Source organism: Actinomycetospora sp., assembly GCF_036497245.1.
GTDB lineage: Bacteria > Actinomycetota > Actinomycetes > Mycobacteriales > Pseudonocardiaceae > Actinomycetospora.
Genome location: NZ_DASXJS010000006.1, coordinates 1 through 18,500 on the forward strand (window position 1 = coordinate 1; position 18,500 = coordinate 18,500).

The 18,500-nt window shown below is 72.8% G+C and carries 19 protein-coding genes; 8 read left to right on the forward strand and 11 right to left on the reverse strand.

The annotated features are described in order from the left end of the window. From VGI02_RS00670 to VGI02_RS00680, 3 genes are all read right to left on the reverse strand, one after another. The coding region (locus tag VGI02_RS00670) for a hypothetical protein (protein WP_331625294.1) at positions 1–223 on the reverse strand (223 nt) is incomplete at its 3' end. Between the two features lie 42 nt (positions 224–265). Next, positions 266–799: a nuclear transport factor 2 family protein gene (locus tag VGI02_RS00675; protein ID WP_331625295.1), complete on the reverse strand. Its 534-nt coding sequence runs from the start codon at positions 797–799 to the stop codon at positions 266–268. Between the two features lie 127 nt (positions 800–926). After that, complete coding sequence (locus VGI02_RS00680) at positions 927–1,880, reverse strand: TetR/AcrR family transcriptional regulator (protein ID WP_331625296.1); 954 nt, start codon at positions 1,878–1,880, stop codon at positions 927–929. Between the two features lie 181 nt (positions 1,881–2,061). Here VGI02_RS00680 and VGI02_RS00685 point away from each other — a divergent pair, with 181 nt between their 5' ends. Continuing rightward, positions 2,062–3,309, forward strand: a complete 1,248-nt coding sequence (locus tag VGI02_RS00685) for an FAD-dependent monooxygenase (protein WP_331625297.1) — start codon at positions 2,062–2,064, stop codon at positions 3,307–3,309. Here VGI02_RS00685 and VGI02_RS00690 read toward each other — a convergent pair. Together VGI02_RS00690 and VGI02_RS00695 are read right to left on the reverse strand one after the other, a co-directional pair. After that, a complete protein-coding gene (locus tag VGI02_RS00690) occupies positions 3,285–3,527 on the reverse strand; it encodes a hypothetical protein (protein ID WP_331625298.1) in 243 nt (80 codons plus the stop codon). The genes VGI02_RS00685 and VGI02_RS00690 overlap by 25 nt on opposite strands. 114 nt (positions 3,528–3,641) lie before the next feature. Then, the gene (locus VGI02_RS00695; protein ID WP_331625299.1) at positions 3,642–5,549 is read right to left on the reverse strand and encodes an FAD-dependent monooxygenase; all 1,908 of its coding nucleotides are present in this window, start codon (positions 5,547–5,549) and stop codon (positions 3,642–3,644) included. 217 nt (positions 5,550–5,766) lie between these two features. On the opposite strand from VGI02_RS00695, the gene VGI02_RS00700 reads away from it, so the two are divergent. Then, the gene (locus tag VGI02_RS00700) at positions 5,767–6,888 is read left to right on the forward strand and encodes a hypothetical protein (RefSeq protein ID WP_331625300.1); all 1,122 of its coding nucleotides are present in this window, start codon (positions 5,767–5,769) and stop codon (positions 6,886–6,888) included. Between the two features lie 37 nt (positions 6,889–6,925). Here the strand turns inward: VGI02_RS00700 and VGI02_RS00705 are convergent, their stop codons facing one another. Genes VGI02_RS00705 through VGI02_RS00715 form a run of 3 tightly spaced genes read right to left on the reverse strand, consistent with a single transcriptional unit; the run spans position 6,926 to position 10,445 of the window. Beyond that, complete coding sequence (locus tag VGI02_RS00705) at positions 6,926–7,909, reverse strand: ATP-binding protein (protein WP_331625301.1); 984 nt, start codon at positions 7,907–7,909, stop codon at positions 6,926–6,928. After that, positions 7,906–8,280, reverse strand: coding sequence for an STAS domain-containing protein (locus VGI02_RS00710; protein WP_331625302.1), 375 nt, complete (start codon positions 8,278–8,280; stop codon positions 7,906–7,908). The genes VGI02_RS00705 and VGI02_RS00710 overlap by 4 nt, the downstream gene beginning before the upstream one ends. Further along, positions 8,277–10,445: a GAF domain-containing SpoIIE family protein phosphatase gene (locus VGI02_RS00715; RefSeq protein WP_331625337.1), complete on the reverse strand. Its 2,169-nt coding sequence runs from the start codon at positions 10,443–10,445 to the stop codon at positions 8,277–8,279. The genes VGI02_RS00710 and VGI02_RS00715 overlap by 4 nt, the downstream gene beginning before the upstream one ends. A gap of 167 nt (positions 10,446–10,612) precedes the next feature. Between VGI02_RS00715 and VGI02_RS00720 the strand changes: the two genes are divergently transcribed. After that, positions 10,613–12,211: an ATP-binding SpoIIE family protein phosphatase gene (locus tag VGI02_RS00720; protein ID WP_331625303.1), complete on the forward strand. Its 1,599-nt coding sequence runs from the start codon at positions 10,613–10,615 to the stop codon at positions 12,209–12,211. Next, positions 12,208–12,525 (forward strand): STAS domain-containing protein, encoded by a 318-nt coding sequence (locus VGI02_RS00725; protein ID WP_331625304.1) that lies wholly within the window; start codon positions 12,208–12,210, stop codon positions 12,523–12,525. The genes VGI02_RS00720 and VGI02_RS00725 overlap by 4 nt, the downstream gene beginning before the upstream one ends. A 216-nt stretch (positions 12,526–12,741) precedes the next feature. Here VGI02_RS00725 and VGI02_RS00730 read toward each other — a convergent pair whose 3' ends face one another. Both VGI02_RS00730 and VGI02_RS00735 read right to left on the reverse strand, forming a co-directional pair. Then, on the reverse strand, positions 12,742–13,137 hold the full coding sequence (locus tag VGI02_RS00730; protein WP_331625305.1) for a hypothetical protein: 396 nt from the start codon (positions 13,135–13,137) through the stop codon (positions 12,742–12,744). Between the two features lie 48 nt (positions 13,138–13,185). Further along, positions 13,186–14,169 (reverse strand): aldo/keto reductase, encoded by a 984-nt coding sequence (locus tag VGI02_RS00735; protein ID WP_331625306.1) that lies wholly within the window; start codon positions 14,167–14,169, stop codon positions 13,186–13,188. A gap of 102 nt (positions 14,170–14,271) precedes the next feature. Between VGI02_RS00735 and VGI02_RS00740 the strand changes: the two genes are divergently transcribed. The 4 genes from VGI02_RS00740 (at position 14,272) to VGI02_RS00755 (ending at position 17,487) form a co-directional block, all read left to right on the forward strand. Further along, complete coding sequence (locus tag VGI02_RS00740; RefSeq protein WP_331625307.1) at positions 14,272–15,108, forward strand: helix-turn-helix transcriptional regulator; 837 nt, start codon at positions 14,272–14,274, stop codon at positions 15,106–15,108. A 98-nt stretch (positions 15,109–15,206) separates the two neighbouring features. Continuing rightward, on the forward strand, positions 15,207–15,965 hold the full coding sequence (locus tag VGI02_RS00745; RefSeq protein WP_331625308.1) for a YveK family protein: 759 nt from the start codon (positions 15,207–15,209) through the stop codon (positions 15,963–15,965). Positions 15,966–16,033: 68 nt separating this feature from the next. Then, entirely contained in the window at positions 16,034–17,311 is a 1,278-nt protein-coding gene (locus VGI02_RS00750) for an aspartate aminotransferase family protein (protein ID WP_331625309.1), read from the forward strand. A gap of 68 nt (positions 17,312–17,379) precedes the next feature. Continuing rightward, entirely contained in the window at positions 17,380–17,487 is a 108-nt protein-coding gene (locus VGI02_RS00755; protein ID WP_331625310.1) for a hypothetical protein, read from the forward strand. Here VGI02_RS00755 and VGI02_RS00760 read toward each other — a convergent pair. Next, positions 17,456–18,421 carry a methylenetetrahydrofolate reductase gene (locus VGI02_RS00760; protein ID WP_331625311.1) on the reverse strand — a complete coding sequence of 322 codons (966 nt, stop codon included), beginning with the start codon at positions 18,419–18,421 and terminating at the stop codon, positions 17,456–17,458. The two genes, VGI02_RS00755 and VGI02_RS00760, sit on opposite strands and share 32 nt — an antisense overlap. Positions 18,422–18,500 lie beyond the last annotated feature (79 nt).

An 18,500-nucleotide genomic window follows, 5' to 3' on the forward strand; every position in this document is an offset into this window, starting at 1 on the left:
CTTGTCCGACGTTCTCGACGGCCAGGTTCAACGTGCCGGTCTCGTGGTCGTACTCGTCGTGGACGGCCACCACCGGTCGCCCGCCGGCCAGGAACTCCTGCTGGACCTCGCGGACCGAGGAGCGCGCTTCGCGGAGCTGGAAGTAGATGACCACGATGAATACCGCGTACAGCAGCGGTGAGAGCACCTGGGCGATGCTGGTGACGATGGTCAGCGCCGACACTGGACGGTCTCCTTTCTCGCGCGGCGCCTGCGGGGCCGGGCGTCAGCCTCGGTCGGTGAGCCCGGAATTGCGGCCCGAGGCGGCCGTCTCGCGGTCGAGCATCGGGGGCTCGCCGTCGCCCGCGTGCGGGTTCCCGGGCTCGGGCGCCTGGACCAGGGTGGCGGCGGTGTCGTAGTAGAGGCGTACCGCCGCCAGCTCCGGCTCGTCCGGCGATCCGCCGAGGGCCAGCACCGTCGCGCCCGTGTAGCGCACCGGCGCCCCGCTGTGATGGCGACCGCGACTGGTCCACTCGAGGACGATCCGCGAGGACGTCTCGGTGACGTCCGTGAACTCGGACTCGATCTCGGCGAAGGCGCGGCGGTAGCCCGACCAGAAGCGCTGCGCCCCGTCGGGCCCCGACTGCGCCTCGTCGGGACCGGTGCCCCACCACCGGGTCGTCTCGCCGCCGAGCGCGATCATGCCGTCGAGATCCCCACGGTCCTCGATCGCGCGCAGCGCCTCGACGAAGCGCCGGGCGACCGGCGAGGCCAGCCCGGTCTCGATGGCCGCCTGGTCGGTGTCACCGTCAGCACTCATCCCGATCCTCGCCTCCCTGTCCCGTCCGTACCCCAGCCAAGGCTCGAGCACGCTCCCGATGACGCCCCCGGCCCGGCGCCGGGCGGTCGTCACCGTTCGATCAGCCTGGGCGGCTACCCGGGCCTGATCACGCCTGACACGTCGCGCCGGCGGACGAAGAGCCGGGCGGACCCTGTGCGGCGTACTGCTCGATGCCGTCGAGGAGTCGGGCGAGACCGAACTCGAAGAGCCGGTCGAGATCGAGCGTCAGGTCCGGGGCGCCGAAGACGCGCGCCGACACGGGGAACGCCCCAGAGCCGAACACCGAGCGTGTGGCCTCCTCCCGCTGCTCGAGCCACTGGTGTCCGGTGAGCCCGGTGTCGGCCTCCTCGCGGCCCTCGGCCTCGAGGCTGGCCGCCGAGCCGTGCACGAAGCTGAACAGCGACAGGTGCAGGAGGAACACGACGTCGTCGTCGAGCCCCAGCTCGCTGAGCGCGCGCAGGTTCCACTCCGAGTAGGGCATCTGGTTCGGACCGGCGTACGGCCGGGTCAGCGACGTCGTCCGCGCGAGCCAGGGGTGGCGACGGTAGAGCCGCCACTGCGCGCGCGCCGTGAGCTCCAGCGCCGCCCGCCAGGTCGGCGGCACCGCGGCGGGCAGCGGGAACTCCGCGAAGACCGCGTCGCGCATGAGCAGCATGAGCTCGTCCTTGCCCGGGACATGGCGGTAGAGCGACATCGCGCCGGCGCCGAGCGCGGCCGCGACCCGGCGCATCGAGAGCGCGTCGATCCCTTCGGCGTCGGCGATCCGGATCGCCGCCCGGACGATGGCGGCGCGCCCCAGCTCCGCATCCGGGGAGTCGCGGCGGGTCCTCGACGGCGTCGTCGCCTCGGACTCGGCGACCACCGTCCCGACCCCCGGGACCACCCGGACGACGCCGTCGCGGCGCAGGGCGCCCAGCACCTTGCTCGCGGTGGCCATCGCGACCCCGAACTCGGCCACGATCCCCCGGGTCGACGGCACCCGCTCGCCGGGCGCCAGGTCACCCGCCTCGATCCGGCCCCGGATCACCTCGACGATCCGGGCGTACGGCGGTGCCTCCATCACGCTCCCTCGCTCCACCGGTGACCGTACTAGTGCACCGCCCCGTGATGCCGTGCGACCCGCCACCGTACTAGTACGTCTCCCGGGCCAAACCTCGAGAGAGCGGCACAGACATTGGCGCGACAACTGCGTACAGCGTACCCTCAGTGCATCACCCCGATCGCATCGAGAGGTACGCCCGATGAAGAACCGCACCGTCCTCGTCAGCGGGGCCGGGATCGCCGGCCCGGCGCTCGCCTTCTGGCTGCACCGCCACGGCTTCGTCCCCACGGTCGTCGAGGCCTCCCCCGCCCGCCGCCCCGGCGGGCAGACCGTCGACCTCCGCGGGGCCGGGCGGACCGTCGTCGAGCGCATGGGCCTGATGTCCGCGGTCCGCGCGGCCTGCGTCGACCAGCGGGGCGTCGCCTACGTCGACGCCACCGGGCGGCGGCTCGCGGAGATGTCGGTGGACTCCCTCGACGGCGTCGGCATCGTCAGCGAGATCGAGATCCAGCGGGGCGACCTGGCGGACGTGCTGGCCGACGCGACCGGGGACGACGTCGAGTACCTGTTCGGCCTGCGGGTGACGGCCCTCGAGGAGCGCGCCGACGACGTCGAGGTCACCTTCTCCGACGGCACCGTGCGCCCCTTCGACCTCGTCGTCGGGGCGGACGGCCCCCACTCGGGGATACGGGCACTCGCGTTCGGGCCGGAGGAGACCATGACCCGACCACTCGGGGGTTACATGGCCTGGTTCACCGCAACCGACCACGCCGGCCTCGACGGCTGGTTCACGATGTACAACGAGCCCGGGCTCGTGGCGTCGATGCGACCGGACCGGAACCCGGGACGGATGAAGGCCGGGCTCTCGTTCCTGTCCGAGCCGCTGACCTACGACCGGCGTGACCTCGCCGCCCAACGTCGCCTCGTCGCCGACCGGTTCACCGACAGTGCCGGACCGGCCCCGGACCTGGTCGCCGCGATGGCCGGCGCCGACGACTTCTACCTCGACGCGATGCTCCAGGTGCACCTGGACCGCTGGTCGGCGGGACGGGTCGTGCTCATCGGCGACGCCGGCTACTGCCCGAGTCCGCTGACCGGGATGGGCACCAGCCTCGCCCTCGTCGGCGCCTACGTGCTGGCCGGCGAGCTGGCCCGCGCCGACGGCGACCACGACCGCGCGTTCGCCGCCTACGAGGAGCGGATGCGCCCCTACGTCCGGCAGGGCCAGGAGCTCCCGCCCGGCGGGATGGAGGGCTACGCCCCGCGCACCCGGCTCGCCATCCGCCTGCGAGTGCTCTCGATGCGGCTGATGATCACTCGGCCCCTCAAGGGCCTGGCCAAGAAGATGTTCTTCAGCAAGGCGGACGCCATCGACCTACCCGACTATGCGGTGATGGCCGCGGAGCGCGGGGCGCCGCGAGGTCAGGCGTGGCGTTCTTCGGTGTAGTCGCGGTCGCGGACGTACCGGGGTTCCCCGTCCGGGGTCGACCCGTCCAGGCGGTAGACGAGGACGTCGACGTCGTACACCTCGCCGACCTCGGCGTCGACGCGCTTGGGGCGGCGGGCGGCCACGATCTCGATCTCGGGAGGTGGCCCGCCGTCCGGTCCCGCAGGACGGTCGACCCCACCGCTGTACCGGCCCCGGCCGGCCAGGACACAGAGCATGTCCGTCCTCCTCGTCGCAGCTGCGGACAGCCCAGGACCCTACGGGCGACCGTTCCGCCGCGTCAGGTTGAGCCGTGGCTTTCCGGGGTCGTCGTCACTCGTCCCGATGCCCGGTCACGGGACCTCGACGAGGATTCCGGCGAGGAAGGCGTCGAGCGCGTCGTGCTCGTGGAGCCCGAGCACGTGCGCCACGTACTGATCCGGGCGGACGACGACGACGGCGCCGGCGTCGCGGTCGACGCCGCGGAGGTCGAAGACGTCGTCGGCGGCCGGGTCGGGGCAGAACACCTTCTCGTGGTCGACCAGCCCGAACCGGCCCTTGCGGGGCCGCAGGACCGCGGGCAGATCCGCCGTGCTCACGTCGTGGTGATGCGCCTGGAGCACCGCCCGGACGTCGACGACGGCGTCGGGGTCGGCACCCGCAGGCGTGACGGTCGGCAGCGCCGTGGCCAGGTGCCCGCAGAGGGCCCGGAGTGCCGAGCCCTCGCGCGGGCCGTCCCGGTCGGCGAAGAGGTAGAGGCGCCAGGCGCCGTCGGCGCGGGCGACGTGCCCGAGGTGCAGCGGCCGGGCGTCGGCCAGCCGCACGACGGGCGCGGAGTGGAACCGCGTCCCGACTCCGAAACCCGCCGCGAGGTGCTGCGCCGGGTCGGCCGCCGTGATCATGGAAGGGCCGTACCGCACCGCGACCCCGGCGGTGAAGCGACCCTGGTCGCGGAAGTAGCGCTGGAACTTCTCCGGGTCGGGGTCCGCCCCGTCCGGATGCGCGCTGAACATCGCCGCGAACTCGCGGTCGAAGTCGATCAGCTCCTGCGCCACGCGCTGACGTTCCTCGGAATAGGTGTGCAGGAGCTCGGGCCTCGCGGTGCCCCGCAGCACGGCACCGAGCTTCCAGCCCAGGTTCCACGTGTCGGCCATCGAGACGTTCATCCCCTGGCCGGCCTTGGCGCTGTGGGTGTGGCACGCGTCCCCGGCGATGAACACCCGCGGCCGGCGGGTGGCGACCTCCGGCTCCGGCACGTCGTCGAACCGGTCGCACAGGCGCTGGCCGACCTCGTAGACCGACCACCACCCGACGTCGCGCACCTCGAGGGTGTATGGGCGCAGGATGCGGTTGGCGACCGCGGCGAGCTTCTCCGGGGTGATGCTGCGGTCACCGAGCATCTCCCGGTCGCGCACGTTGTCCAGCTCGATGTAGAGCCGGACCAGGTAGCCGCCCTCACGGGGGATGACGAGGATGCTGCCCTCGGCCGACGTGATCGCGCTCTTGAGCCGGATGTCGGGGAAGTCGGTGTCCACCAGGACGTCCATCACGCCCCAGGACTGGTTCGACGCGTCGCCGCGCAGTTCGCGCCCGATGGCCGCGCGGGTGCCGCTGCGGGCGCCGTCGCACCCGACGACGTAGCGCGCCCGGATCGTCGAGGTCCCGCCGCGATGCCCCATGGTCACCGAGACCGGGTGGTCGGACGACCCGGTGGTGTCGACGACGACGTCGTCGACCTGCAGTCCGTAGAACGGCTCCGCCCGCCGCGGTGAGCGGGCCATGTGATCGCGCAGGTAGGCGAGCATGCGCGCCTGGTTCACGATCACGTGGGGCATCTCGGAGAGGCCGTCCTCCACGTCCGGGATGCGGCCGGTGCGCGCGATCTCCCCGGGCCGTTCCGGGTCGGGGCGCCAGAAGCTGACCTCGTTGACGAGGTACCCCTCCTCGACGAGGCGGCCGGCGAGGCCGAACGCCTCGAACATCTCGACCGTGCGGCAGGCGACCCCGTCGGCCTGCCCCACCTCGAGCGGCCCGTCCCTGCGGTCGACGACGACGGTGTGGACGTCGGGGAAGTTCGCCAGCTGCGCGGCCAGCACGAGCCCGGCCGGGCCGGCGCCGACGATCAGGACGTCGGCGGTCCCGGGCAGGCCCTCCGGCCCCGGGGAGCGGATGTCGACGCCGGATCGGCTCCCCGGGGCGTCCAGGGGCTCGCTGACGAACGGGTCGCCGGGCCGGTAGCCATCGACGTAGAACTGGGCCACTCGCGCTCCTCGCTCGACCGGTGTCTCCTCGAGAACGGTGCCATGGTGCTCGAAGGCGGGCATCCTTTCCACGTCACGAGAACGGGACGTACGCGAAACGCTGTCACGTGTGACTTTTCTAGACCATCAGAGTGACTATCGGCGGCAGATGACCGAGAACGCTCAACACTATATCCGGGGAGCACTGGAGATCATCGTGTGAGCCTGGGGGGCCACCATGGAGACCGAGACGAATCATGCCGGTCGAGCTGACGATTCCGGCCCGACGACCGGGTCGTCCTCACGTCACGATGGGGACCCCGGACCGGATCGGCCCGGCGACCAGACCGAGAATCCGGACGGCGCGCCATCGGTGCACGATCTCATCGTGGCGCACCACAAGAAAAACAGATCGGCGTACAAGGCCCTGCGGTCCGAGTTCGTCGAGGAGTACGGCAGGATTCAGGACGAGTACATCGCCGTCAACTCCGAGAGCGGCGTCTATCTCACGGACAAGACAGACTTCCTGCGGCGACACAGTTACCGGATCCGGGCCTACTACGCGAAGGCGCTCGACCCCGATCTGGATGACGCCGTCCGGAAGACCCGCTTCGAGGAGAGCCGTTGGCGGCCCGTCCTCAGCGGTCGATCCGAAGAGATCGTTCTGACCCAGCTGTTCTCGTTGATCGCCTCCTTGCTACGGGTCCAGGACCTGCGACCCGACGCCAAGCCCACTCCCGGCCAGGAATCGATGATCTCGGTGACCGCGACGGCGGTGAAGGAGTATCTGCCGGTCGTCCAGAGATTCGCGTCGGGTCTCGCCCGCAGGGCGACACTTCAAGCCTACTTCGCCGGAATGCCCTTCGGCGTCATATTCGCCGGCCTGATCATCTGGTACCTGTCGGGCCCGGCTGAATTGATGCTCGGGACCACCCCTCTGAGCCTGGTGGGTACCTGCGCCGCTGCCGGCGGGGTCGGCGCGGTGATCAGCGTGATGGTGCGCATCACCAACAACGTCAACCTCAATATCGACTACGAACGGGGTCGCGCCATCGCATTCCTCGTCGGGGGGTTCCGCCCCATCATCGGCGCGGTGTTCGGAGGCATCATCCTGATATTTCTCAAGAGCGGTCTCATCGCCGTGACGATCGCCCCGGCGACCTTGCAGGACATCACGCTGTTCTATGTCGCGCTGGGATTCCTGGCCGGATTCAGCGAGCGATGGGCCCAGGACACGATCGTCAACAGCGCACCGGCGTTCAGCGCCAAGAAGTCGCCGGCTCGCGCCGCCGAACCGACACCGCCCGCGGTCGGCGAGCCGGTGCCGTCCTCGCCGGCGGAGCCCGCGGATCTCTCCTGAGCACCCCGCCACGTTCCCGGAACGAGCAGCACGGGTGTCAGGCCCCGACCTCCAGGCGGGCGTGGGTGCCGTCGACGGCGGTCCAGAGGTGGAGGACGTCGCAGAGCTGGCGGGCCAGCCAGACACCCCGCCCGCGCACGGACAGCGCGTCGGGCCTGCGCAGCCCGGGCGTGATCGTGCCCATGTGGCCGGGGTCGTGGATCTGGGCCACGACCCGTCCCGGCCGGATCCACCAGGACAGCGTCCCGTGCCCGGCTCCGTGCTCGATGCTGTTGCTGACCAGCTCGCACACGGCCAGGACGAGCCCGTCGATCCGTGCCGGGTCCAGACCGGCCTCGAGCCCGTGCCGCTTCGTCCAGGCCCGGACGCCGCGCAGCGTGGTGGTGCCGTTCGCGAACTCCTGCTCCTGGCTCGGGGGCCCGAGCTCGGGCGCGGGCAGCGCCGGGGTCGAGGCGAGCACCTCGGTGGGAGCCCGGTAGCGCGGGTTGGGGCTCGCGGTGGCCCCGACGAACAGCTCCGGATGGTTCCAGTAGCGGAAGCGCTCGGTGTCCTCGGAGCTGCGCCCGGCGTCGCAGAGGCAGATCAGCGTCACCGGCAGGCCCGTCAGGGCGAGGTTGCAGCTGGCGTCGACGACGCTCCAGGCGTCCGGCGCGGACGAGTCCGGACCGGCGCCGCCCACGGTGGCGGCGTCGCTGAGGATCAGGGCCGCGCGGCCGTGGCCGATCATGTCGCGCAGCCGGTCCCCGCGGCGGGCGGCCGTGGTCTGTCCGCTGTAGCTGTAGGGCTGGCCCGGTTCGCCGAAGACGAAGCCGAAGCTCGCGGTGCCGAGGCGGCGCTCGATGGCGTCGCGGGTGGCGTCGTCGACGGCGGCCCAGACGAGGTCGTTGCGGGTCACGGCGTCGCGGAGCAACGGCCCGAGGGTGTCGAGCAGGTCCTCGACGCCGTGGTGGACGAGGGCGAGGTGACGGAAGGGGTCGGGGCCTGCCGACGTCACCGGGGACCGATCGGGAGCGCTGGTCACCGTGGCGAGGCCTCCCCGTCGTCGTCGAGGACCTCGAGGCGCTCGGTGATCCCGAGCATGTCGAAGACGCGTCGCGGGGAGCCGTGCCCGAGACGCACGGCGAGACGACGGTCCGCGTCGTCGGCGACCTGCCGGGCCAGCAGGACCAACCGGACCCCGGAGGAGTCGACGTAGCCCAGCCGGGAGAGGTCCAGGACGAGGACCGGAGGCGCCTGGCGCTCGGCGGCCGTCACCGCGTCCTGCGCGACCGCCAGGGTGTCGATGTCGAGGTCTCCGTGCAGGACCAGGATGAGCCGGTCGGCCTCCCACGAGCTGACCACCCGCAGTCCGTCGGAGGTCTCGGCCGGCGCGGTGTCCCGCGGCTCGTTCATCGCTGGACCTGCACCACGAGCAGGGCGACGTCGTCGCGGAGGTGACCGTTCTGGAAGGCCGACACCTCGTCGAGGATGCCGTCGGCGATGGCGTCGGCGGACTTGCCGGCGAAGGTGGCCAGGAGGGCCTCGAGCGGCTCGGGTCCGTAGAAGCCGCGCGGGCCGTGGGCCTCGGTGACCCCGTCGGTGTAGAGCACCAGGGTGTCGCCGTGCCCGAGGTGGATCTCGATCTCGGTGAGGCTGGGGTCGGGGTAGACCCCGACGAGCGTGCCCGGGACGGCGATCGACTCGACCCGGTCACCCCGGAGCACCAGCCCCGGCGGATGCCCGCCGTTCACCAGTGTCACCGCGGCTCCGGTCGGGCCCACCGTCAGCGCGGCATGGACCATCGTCGCGAACCGGACCCGGGCGCCGCCGTGGTGGCGCAACATCGCCGTGTTGACGCGGCGCACGACGTCGGCAGGCGCGTAGCCGTGCCCGACCTCGGCGTGGACGGTGTGTCGGATCAGCGCGGTCAGGGCGGCCGCCTGCGGGCCCTTGCCGCAGACGTCGGCCACCGTGAGCGCCCACCGCCCGCGTTCGACGTCCTCGTGGATGTCGTAGAGGTCCCCGCCGACGTAGACGTCGGTGAGCTCGGGGCTCGGCGGACGGTAGCGACCGGCGCACTGCATGCCGGGCACGTCCGGGAGCTCGGCGGGCAGGAGTGCCGTCTGCAGGGTCCGGGCCACCGTGCGCTGCTGCTCGTAGAGGGCGGCGTTGTCGAGGGCGAGCGCGGCCGTGGTGGCGAGCTGGCCGACGAACGTCAGGTCGTCGTCGGTGAACCGCTCGCCCGACTCGGCGTGCACGAGGGTCAACGCCCCGAGGCTGCGTCCGCGGGACAGCAGGGGCATCACGATCGCCGAGCGCAGCCCGATCGCCCGGATCAGCTCGAGGTGCGTCTCGTCCTGCGCGGACGCGACGAGCAGCTCGTCGGGCACGTCCGACATGACGACCGGCACCCCGCTGCGGGCCACCTCGATGGCACCGCCGGGGGCGTCCGGGTCCGGCGGATACCGCCGCTCGAGCTCCTCGAGGAAGGCGACCTTGGCGGGATCGAGGTGGGCCACGGAGACCCGCTCCACGTGGGTGCCGCGGACGAAGTGCACCGCGGACCAGTCGGCGATCCCCTTCACGGCGAGTTGGCCGAACTGGCGCAGGCGTTCCTCGACCGAGAGCGGCGCCTCCATCAGCCGGCTCGCCTCGGCCAGGAAGGACATCCGGTCCCGCTCGCGCTCGGCGGCGGCACGCGCCTCGCGCTCGGCGGCGTAGAGGCGCGCGCGGTCGAGCGCCTGGGCGCACAGGGCGGCGACGGCGAGCAGGTACTCCCGCTCGGCCAGGCCGAAGGCCTGGGGCCGGTAGAAGCTGAACACGACCGCGCCGAGCTCGCGGTCCTCCACGCGCAGCGGGAGGCAGGCGCTGGCCTGGTGTCCCTCACCGACACCGACCGGGGCCATCTCCGGGTAGGAGCTCTGCCACTGCTCGGCGTCCTCGAGCCACACCGGGAGGCCGGTCAGCACCGCGTCCGACAGCGGCCGCCCGCGCTGCAGCGGCAGCCGCCGGTAGCGGTCGACCGTGTCGCCGGGCCAGCCCGCGTGATCCAGCGACTCCACCTCGTCCGCTCCCTCGGCGCGCCCGTAGACCACGCAGGCGTCGGCGCCGATCAACGCGGCCGCGGCGGTGGCGGTGAGCCGGCCGACGTCCGCGGGCGTCACGGCGCTCGAGAGCTGTTCGGTCAGGCGCTGGAACTCCCGCGCGCGGGAGTTCCGGGACGGGTCGCCCTCGGCCGGCCCGACGGTGAGGACCCGCAGCAGGAGACCGGAGATGTGGCGGGGCCCGTCACCCACCGGCGAGGCGCTGACGCCGAACTCCCACCCGCTCGCCGCCTCGACCGACACGGACGACAGCACCCCGTGGGGCACGACGGTCGTCTCCCCGTTGCGGTAGGCGGCGTCGAGCGCGGCGACGAGCCCACCCGTCGGGACCGTCTCGCGGATCGGATGGCCCGGCCGGACCGCGGTTCCGAACAGCTGACCACCGCGCGGGCTCAACGACTCGACCACATGGTCGGCGCCCACCGTGATGGCGAGCGCGTCAGGCAGCACGGAGAGTAAGTCGGCTGCCGTCATCGCCACCCGTGAAGGCTAGCGGGCTCATGATTCCACCCACAACGCCGCCACTCGATGCACGCCCTCTCACCCTTCGTGATCAGCGCCGCACATGGCGGGTCGGGATGGGCCGCATCGCGGCACCAGGTGACGCGGCTCATAGTTTCGGACTGCGTACTCTGTGACGCGTGACCGTGCCGACCACCGCGGACGAGGACAGGCTCCGCCGGATCGAGTTCGTGACCGATGCCGAGCTCGCCCACCTCGACGTCAAGGATCTCCTCGCCGAGCTCCTGGATCGCGTGTGCACCCTGCTCGGCGTGGACACGGCCGCGGTCCTGCTCCTCGACGCCTCCTCGACGCATCTGGTGGCCACGGCGGCCCGCGGGATCGAGGAGGAGGTCCGGCAGGGCGTTCGCATCCCGCTGGGCCGGGGATTCGCCGGGCGCATCGCCGCGGAACGACGGCCGGTGATCATCGAGCATGTCGACCACTCGAACGTCCTCAACCCGATCCTGCGCGAGAAGGCGATCCGCTCACTGCTCGGTGTCCCCCTGGTCGCCGAGGGGACCGTGCTCGGGGTGCTGCACGTCGGGACCCTCACACCGCGGGTGTTCACCGAGGCGGACACGCACCTGCTGCAGCTGGTCGCCGACCGGGTCGCGCTGGTCACCCGCACCCATCAGAGCGACGTGGACCGTGCGGCCGCCGAGGCCCTGCAGCACAGCCTGATGCCCGGGGCGCTGCCGCAGATCGCGGGACTCGGCCTCACCGCCCGGTACGTGCCCGGTCAGGCGGGCGCCCTCGGCGGTGACTGGTACGACGTGTTCACGCTCCCGTCCGGGCGCGTCGGGGTGGTGATGGGCGACGTCGTCGGGCGGGGCTTCCAGGCCGCCGTGGTGATGGGCCGGCTGCGCAGCGCGCTGCGGGCCTTCGCCCGGGAGGAGGACGATCCGGCGGAGGTCCTCGAGCGCCTCGACGGCAACGTGCAGCACTTCGAGGACAACGTGATGGCGACGATCCTCTACGCGGTGTTCGAACCGTCGCTGGAGCACGTGACCCTCAGCGTGGCCGGTCACCTGCCGCCCGTGCTGGCGCTGCCGGGGCAGGCGGGAACACTGCTGCAGTTGCCGGTCGACATGCCGGTGGGCGTCTCGGTGGGGCCGCCCCGGCGGGCGACGGCCGTCGACCTGCCTCCGGGATCGCTCCTGTTCCTCTACACCGACGGCCTGGTCGAGCGTCGTGGACGGTCGCTCGACGAAGGTCTGGCGCGACTCTGCGCGGCCGTGCACGCCGACGACGTCGAGGAGACCTGCACGACGGTGATGAGCAGGCTGGTGGGTGCGGAACCGGTCCCCGACGACGTCGCCGTCCTGGTCGCCCGACGCGCGGATGCCTCGGAAGCCGCGCCGCTGCAGCTCGTCCTGCCGGCCGTGCTCCGGTCGCTGGGCGAGGTGCGGTCGGCCCTGCGGCGCTGGCTGCCGTCGGTCGGTGGGACCGCCGACGATCTCTCCGACGTCCTCGTGGCCGTCGGCGAGGCGTGCTCGAATGTGGTGGAGCACGCCTACGGACCCGGCGGTGGTGCTCTGATGGTGCACGCCGAGCACGTCGACTCGCACGTGATCGTGACCGTGTGGGACAACGGGCGCTGGCGCTCCGCACGCGGTGAGAACCGGGGGCGGGGCACGACGCTGATCCAGCAGTGCAGCGACGAGGTCGAGGTCACCGCGGGGCCGAACGGCACGACGGTGCGGATGCAGCACCACCTCACGGGAGGGATCACATGACGTCGGCCAGCGTCACGACCCGCTCGCCGGGCCCCGCCGTGGCGATCACGATCAGCGGCGAGGTGGACCTCGAGAACGCCGAGATCGTCGAGGAACAGCTCTCGGCGGCCATCGACAACCAGGCGGCGTCGGTGACGATCGACCTCTCCGACCTCACCTATCTCGACAGCGCCGGACTGCGCCTGATGTTCGCCCTGGCCGCACGGCTCGAGGTCCTCCAGATCGACCTGACCGTCCACGCGCCCCCGGCGTCGCCGGCCCGGCGTGTCCTCGAGCTGACCGGCTTCGCGAACGCGGCCACCCTCGAAGGGTGAGGTGGTCGTGGCCCGTCGGTGGCGGCCCCATGATCACCGGGCGCGAGTGGGTGTCGCGGCGCGTCCACGGACCGATGAGGGCCCGGTGATCATGGGCATCGGTCCACGGTAGGACGGCGCGGGACGGCAGGCCCTTCCCGGGCTGACCGCGACCGAGAGCACCGCGGGGCGGTGGCCGCGATGCAGGCCGTCAACAGGTGACGTGAACGCCGCCGGTCAGGCGCGGACGCCGCGCGCTCCCACGGCGCCACGGAGGCCGACACAGCCGACGCACCCCACGCAGTCGACGCAGTCCACGCACGCGATGCAGCCCACGCACCGGTCGCAGTTCACGCAGGCCAGCATGCCCGCGCACCGCCGGACCCCGACGCCTAGCACGGTGAGCACACTGCCCAGGATCCCGGCGCCGCCTGCGGTCGCGACGCTCCCGGCGACCCCGACGCTGCCCGCCGTCGCGACGCTGCCCGCCACCGCGACACTGCCCGCCGTCGCCACGCTGCCGGCCACGGCGACGCTGCCTGAGGTGGCGACGCTGCCCGCCACCGTGACGGAGTCGGCGGTCGCGACGCTGCCGACCACCGCGATCCCGTCGGTCTCCGCGAGTGGAGTCATCGTGCGAGCTTTCCGGAATCGACGACCCCGGTCCAGGCCGTGGCGGGGTCAGCGTTCGCTGTCGAGCGCGGCCATCGCTGCCGGGGGGTAGCGGTCGCCGGACACCGAGCCCCGGGGGACGAGCGCATCGATCCGGGCCAGGTCCTCGGCGTCGAGCGAGACCCCGCCGACGAGCGTCCGGACCTGGTCCACCCGTCGTGCGCCGAGGATCGGCACGATGTCCTCGCCGTGCGCGGTCACCCAGCCGATGGCCAGCTGCGCGATCGTGGCGCCCTTCGCCTCGGCCGTCTCCCGCAGCCGGGCCACGAGGGCCTCGTTGTGCTCGAGGTTCGCGCCCTGGAACCGCGGTACGGCCGCCCGGGCGCCGTCGATCGTCCCGCTGCCCCCGATCAGGCCGCGGGAGAGCACGCCGTAGGCGGTGATCCCGATGCCGAGCTCGCGGCAGGTCGGGAGGATGGCGTCCTCGATGTCCCGGCTGAGCAGCGAGTACTCGATCTGCAGGTCGCTGATCGGCGCGACCGCCGCGGCCCGGCGGATCGTCTCCGCCCCGACCTCGCTGAGCCCGATGTGGCGGACGAAGCCCTTCTCGACCATCTCCGAGATCGCCCCGACGGTGTCCTCGATCGGGACCGACGGGTCGAGCCGGGACGGGCGGTAGACGTCCACGTGGTCGACGCCGAGCCGCTGCAGCGAGTACGAGAGGAAGTTCTTCACCGACGCCGGCCGGCCGTCGTTCCCCACCAGTGCTCCGTCGGGCCCGCGCATCGAGCCGAACTTCACCGAGAGCACGACGTCGTCGCGGCTCCGGTCGGCCAGCGCACGGCGGATGAGCCACTCGTTGTGCCCGGAGCCGTAGAAGTCACCGGTGTCGAGCAGGGTGCCGCCTGCGTCGAGGTAGGCGTGGATGACCCGCACGCCCTCGTCGTCGTCGACCGATCCGTAGGCGCCGGACAGGCCCATGCAGCCCAGGCCGGGGGACGTGACCTCGGGTCCGGTGCGGCCGAGGCGGTGGATGTCGAACTGCGATGTCATGGCGACCACGGTGCTCCCGGAACCGCCCCGGAGGCAGGGTCGGCCCAACCAGGGAGCGCCCGACCCTGGCTGAGCGGCCCCGGAGCGCCGACGCTGGGGGACGTGATCGACCGTGCCGGGCTCGCCGACTTCCTGCGCCGCCGTCGTGAGCTGTTGCGACCCGCCGACGTCGGGCTGCCCGACGGGGTGCGGCGCCGGACCCCGGGGCTGCGCCGCGAGGAGGTCGCCGCGCTGGCCGGACTGTCGACCGACTACTACTCCCGGCTCGAGCAGTCCCGCGGGTCGCACCCGTCCGAACCGGTCGTCGCCGCGCTCGCCCGCGCGCTGCGCTGTGACCTCGACGAACGCGACCACCTGTTCCATCTCACCGGCCTGATCCCGCCGCCGCGGCGCGCAGGCCGCCATGTCCCACCGGGCCTGATGAACCTGCTCGACCACCTCACCGACGTCCCGGCCCGCGTGTGCACCGACCTGTACGACGTGCTCTGGCAGAACCCGCTCGCCGACGCCGCGTTCGGCCCCGTGAACACCGAACCCGGGCGCCCCGGCCGCGACGTCCGGGACTGGTTCACCGGCTCCGGGTGGCGCGACCGGGCCCCGGAGGAAGACTGGCCGCACCTGTCGGCCGGGCACGTCCGCGACCTGCGCGCGACCTACGCCCGCCGCGCAGGCGAGACGGACGTGACCTCCCTGGTGCACGACCTGCTCGAGCAGAGCGCCGAGTTCCGCACCCTGTGGGAACGCCATGAGGTCGCTCCCCGTCGACACGACCGGAAACGGATGCACCACCCGGAGGTCGGGCTGCTGCACCTGACGTGCGAGGTGCTGCTGACCCGTGAGGCCGACCTGGCGCTGATCGCGTACTTCCCCACGGCGGGCACCGATGCGCGGGACAAGCTCGACCTGCTGGCCGTCATCGGCGCCCACCAATTCCGGTGATCCTCCGGATTTCCGCGCCGATCCTCACCGGCGGATGACAGTCGCGGAGCAGGCTGGTCCACGTGGCTTCCTCGGCGGGGTTTCCCACGGCGCGGACGATGCGCCGACTCCTGGTCCTCGGTGTGCTGCTCGGCGCCCTGGCCGGGCTGGTCACCGGACTCGTCCTCGACCGGACGCCGGTCCTCTCCGAGTCGCAGGTCGTGCTCTCGGTCGGGCCCGCGTTCCGCCCCGCCACCGACGCGGCCGCGACCGAGGACCAGTACCTGTCGAACCGGATGACGACCTACGCCCGGCTCGCGCTCAGCGATCGGGTCCTGGGGCCTGCCGCCCGACAGCTCGGCACCACCACCGACGCGTTGCGCCCTGCGGTCGCGGTCTCCGCCGCCCGGGGCGGCAACCTCCTCGCCGTCGCGGTGCAGGCCCCCACCCCCGAGGTCGCGACGGCCGGGGCCCAGGCCGTCGACGAGTCGCTCATGTCCGCGATCAGCACCCTCGAGACGCGACCCGGTGCCGTGCCCCCGATCATCGCGGCGACGGACTCCGCCCCGACCGTTCCCGCCCCGCCGTTCGCACCTCCGCTCGGGCTCGCCGTCGCCGTCGGTGCCCTTGCCGGGTTCGCCCTGGTGCTGCTGGGTGCGGCGGTGCGGGCCGTCGGTCTCGTCCAACGGGCGACGCGCGCCCTGCTCCGGTGGGTGTTCAGCACACCGGACGCGGTCGGTCCGCTCCGGCCGCGCGTTCCCGGGTGGCCCGTCGCGACCGGCCAGGTCTCGGTGCCGGAGCAGGTCCGTCCGGACTCCGCCGCCGACGCGGATCCGGCGCGGACGGCGTCGGCGCCGACGGCCGACGCCAGGGGCTGAGGCCGCCTCGGCGGCCTGCCGTACCCGACCGTGGACACGCCGCCGGGAGGTTCGTAGCGTCGGCGGCCGTGTCCAACTCGCGACGTCTCATCCGCTATTCGGGCCGGGGCGAGTTCAGCCCCGAGATCATCGAGCGGGCGGAGGGCAGCTCGGTGTTCACCACCGACGGCCGCGAGCTGCTCGACTTCACCTCCGGGCAGATGAGCGCGATCCTCGGCCATTCCCACCCGGAGATCGTCCGCTGCGTCCGGGAGCAGATCGGACGGCTCGATCATCTCTACAGCGGGATGCTGAGCCCTCCGGTGCTCGAGCTCGCCGACCGCCTCGTCGGCACCCTGCCCGACCCGCTCGAGAGCGTCATGTTCCTGACGACGGGCGCGGAGGCGAACGAGGCGGCGCTGCGGATGGCGAAGCTCGTCACGGGCGGCCACGAGGTGGTGTCGTTCGCCCGCTCCTGGCACGGGATGACGCAGGCCGCGGCGAGCGCCACCTACAGCGCGGGCCGGACGGGGTACGGGCCGGGCGTCCCCGGGAACGTCGCCCTGCCCGTCCCCGACCGCTTCCGCCCGGGCATCGTCGACACCGACGGGAACCTCGACTGGCGTCGTCAGCTCGACCTCGGGTTCGACCTCGTCGACGCCCAGTCCGTCGGCAGCCCGGCCGCCTGCCTCGTCGAACCGATCCTCAGCTCCGGCGGAGTGGTCGACCTGCCGCCCGGCTACCTCGCGGCGCTGCGCGACAAGTGCCACGAGCGCGGGATGCTGCTCATCCTCGACGAGGCCCAGACCGGGCTCTGCCGGACCGGCGACTGGTACGCGTTCCAGCGCGACGGCGTGGTCCCCGACATCCTCACCCTGTCGAAGACCCTCGGCGCCGGGCTGCCGCTCGCGGCCGTGGTGACCAGCGCGGAGATCGAGGCACGGGCGCACGAGCGCGGCTTCCTGTTCTTCACCACCCACGTGAACGACCCGCTCCCGGCCGCCGTCGGCACCACCGTGCTGGAGGTCCTGGAGCGCGACGGTCTGGACCGGCGGGCCCGGGAGCTCGGCGAGCGGCTGCGGTCGGGCCTGCTCGAGCTCGCCGGCCGTCACCCGGTGATCGGTGACGTCCGCGGGCGGGGCCTGCTGGTGGGGCTGGAGCTGGTGGACCCCTCCGGAGGCGAGGCCGAGAAGCTCGGGGCCGCCGTCACCCGCCGCTGCGCCGACCTCGGGCTGCACATGAACATCGTGCAGCTGCCGGGGATGGGCGGGACCTTCCGGATCGCTCCCCCGCTGACCGCCACCGACGCCGAGATCGACCGCGGCGTGGCGATCCTCGACGCCGCGCTGACCGACGCGACGGGCTGAGTCGACCGTCGCCGGGCCTGGGGCAGCTGCGCGCGGAGCTCTGCGCCTCGCAGATCCTGGGGATCCTGGTGCCCCGGGAGGTGATCGCGCTGCCGTACCTCGCCGACGCCGACCGGGTGACCCTGGTCGCCGCCTACGGGCCGGTCATCCAGCACTTCCTGACCGACGACTTCTGACCTCCCGGGCCGGCCGCCCGCGATCCACGTCGGTCACCAGCCCGCCGTCCTCGGCGACGGCGAACCGGCCCTCGCTGATCGCGGTGGCCCACGCCGCGGTGGGGAGCACGGCGCCGAACGGGAAGAAGTGCACGGCCGAGATCAGGCTGTCCGGGTCGGCGGCCACGGCGCGGGCCAGGCCCGCCACGGTGTCGGCGGGCCGGTACTCCTGGGTGGCCAGGGTGAGGACCCCGCGACTCTGCTTGCGCAGCACCGCGAGCGACGGCCCGACCCCGCACGAGAGACCGAACCTGATCAGCTTCGCCGGCGTGGTCAGCCCGGGGAGCCCGACGTGGACCGGGAGGTCGATCCCCTCGTCGCGCATCCGCCGCTCCCAGCGCAGGATCGGGTCCGGGGAGAAGCCGAACTGCGTGACGACGTGCAGGGGCAGCCCGAGCTCCGCGGCGATCTCGTTCTTCCGCGCGAGGGCGTGATCGACGGTGCCCGGGTCGACGCCCGGATTGCCCTCCGGGTGGCCCGCGACCCCGATCCCGGTGAACGCCCGCCGCCTCAGGGCGGCCGACTCCAGGACCTGCAGGGTGTTCTCGATCCCGCCGGACGGCCTCATGGAGCCGGCGATCAGCAGGAGGTCGGCCACCCCCTCGTCGACGAGCGCGCCGAGCGTGCGGTCCAGGGCGTCCATGTCCGGGATCGCGCGCACCGCCAGGTGGACCACCGGCCGCAGACCCCGTTCGCGCACCTGCCGCACGGTCTCGAGGACCCGGTCGAACCCGACGGCGGCGAGGTGGGTGACGTAGACCGCGGTCCCCGGCTCGAGGGCGCGGGCGACGGCGTCGAGCTTGCCCGACTCCCGCGGGGTCACCTCCACGCTGAAGCCACCCATCAGGCGCCGGGCCGCGACCCACACGGCTTCCTCGCTCGGATCCCACCGCATCGGACCTCCCGGATCGGGCGGCGACGGCGGCCGCCCGGGACGGTTCGATTCTCGTGGACCGGCGGGGCGCGGCGCTTCG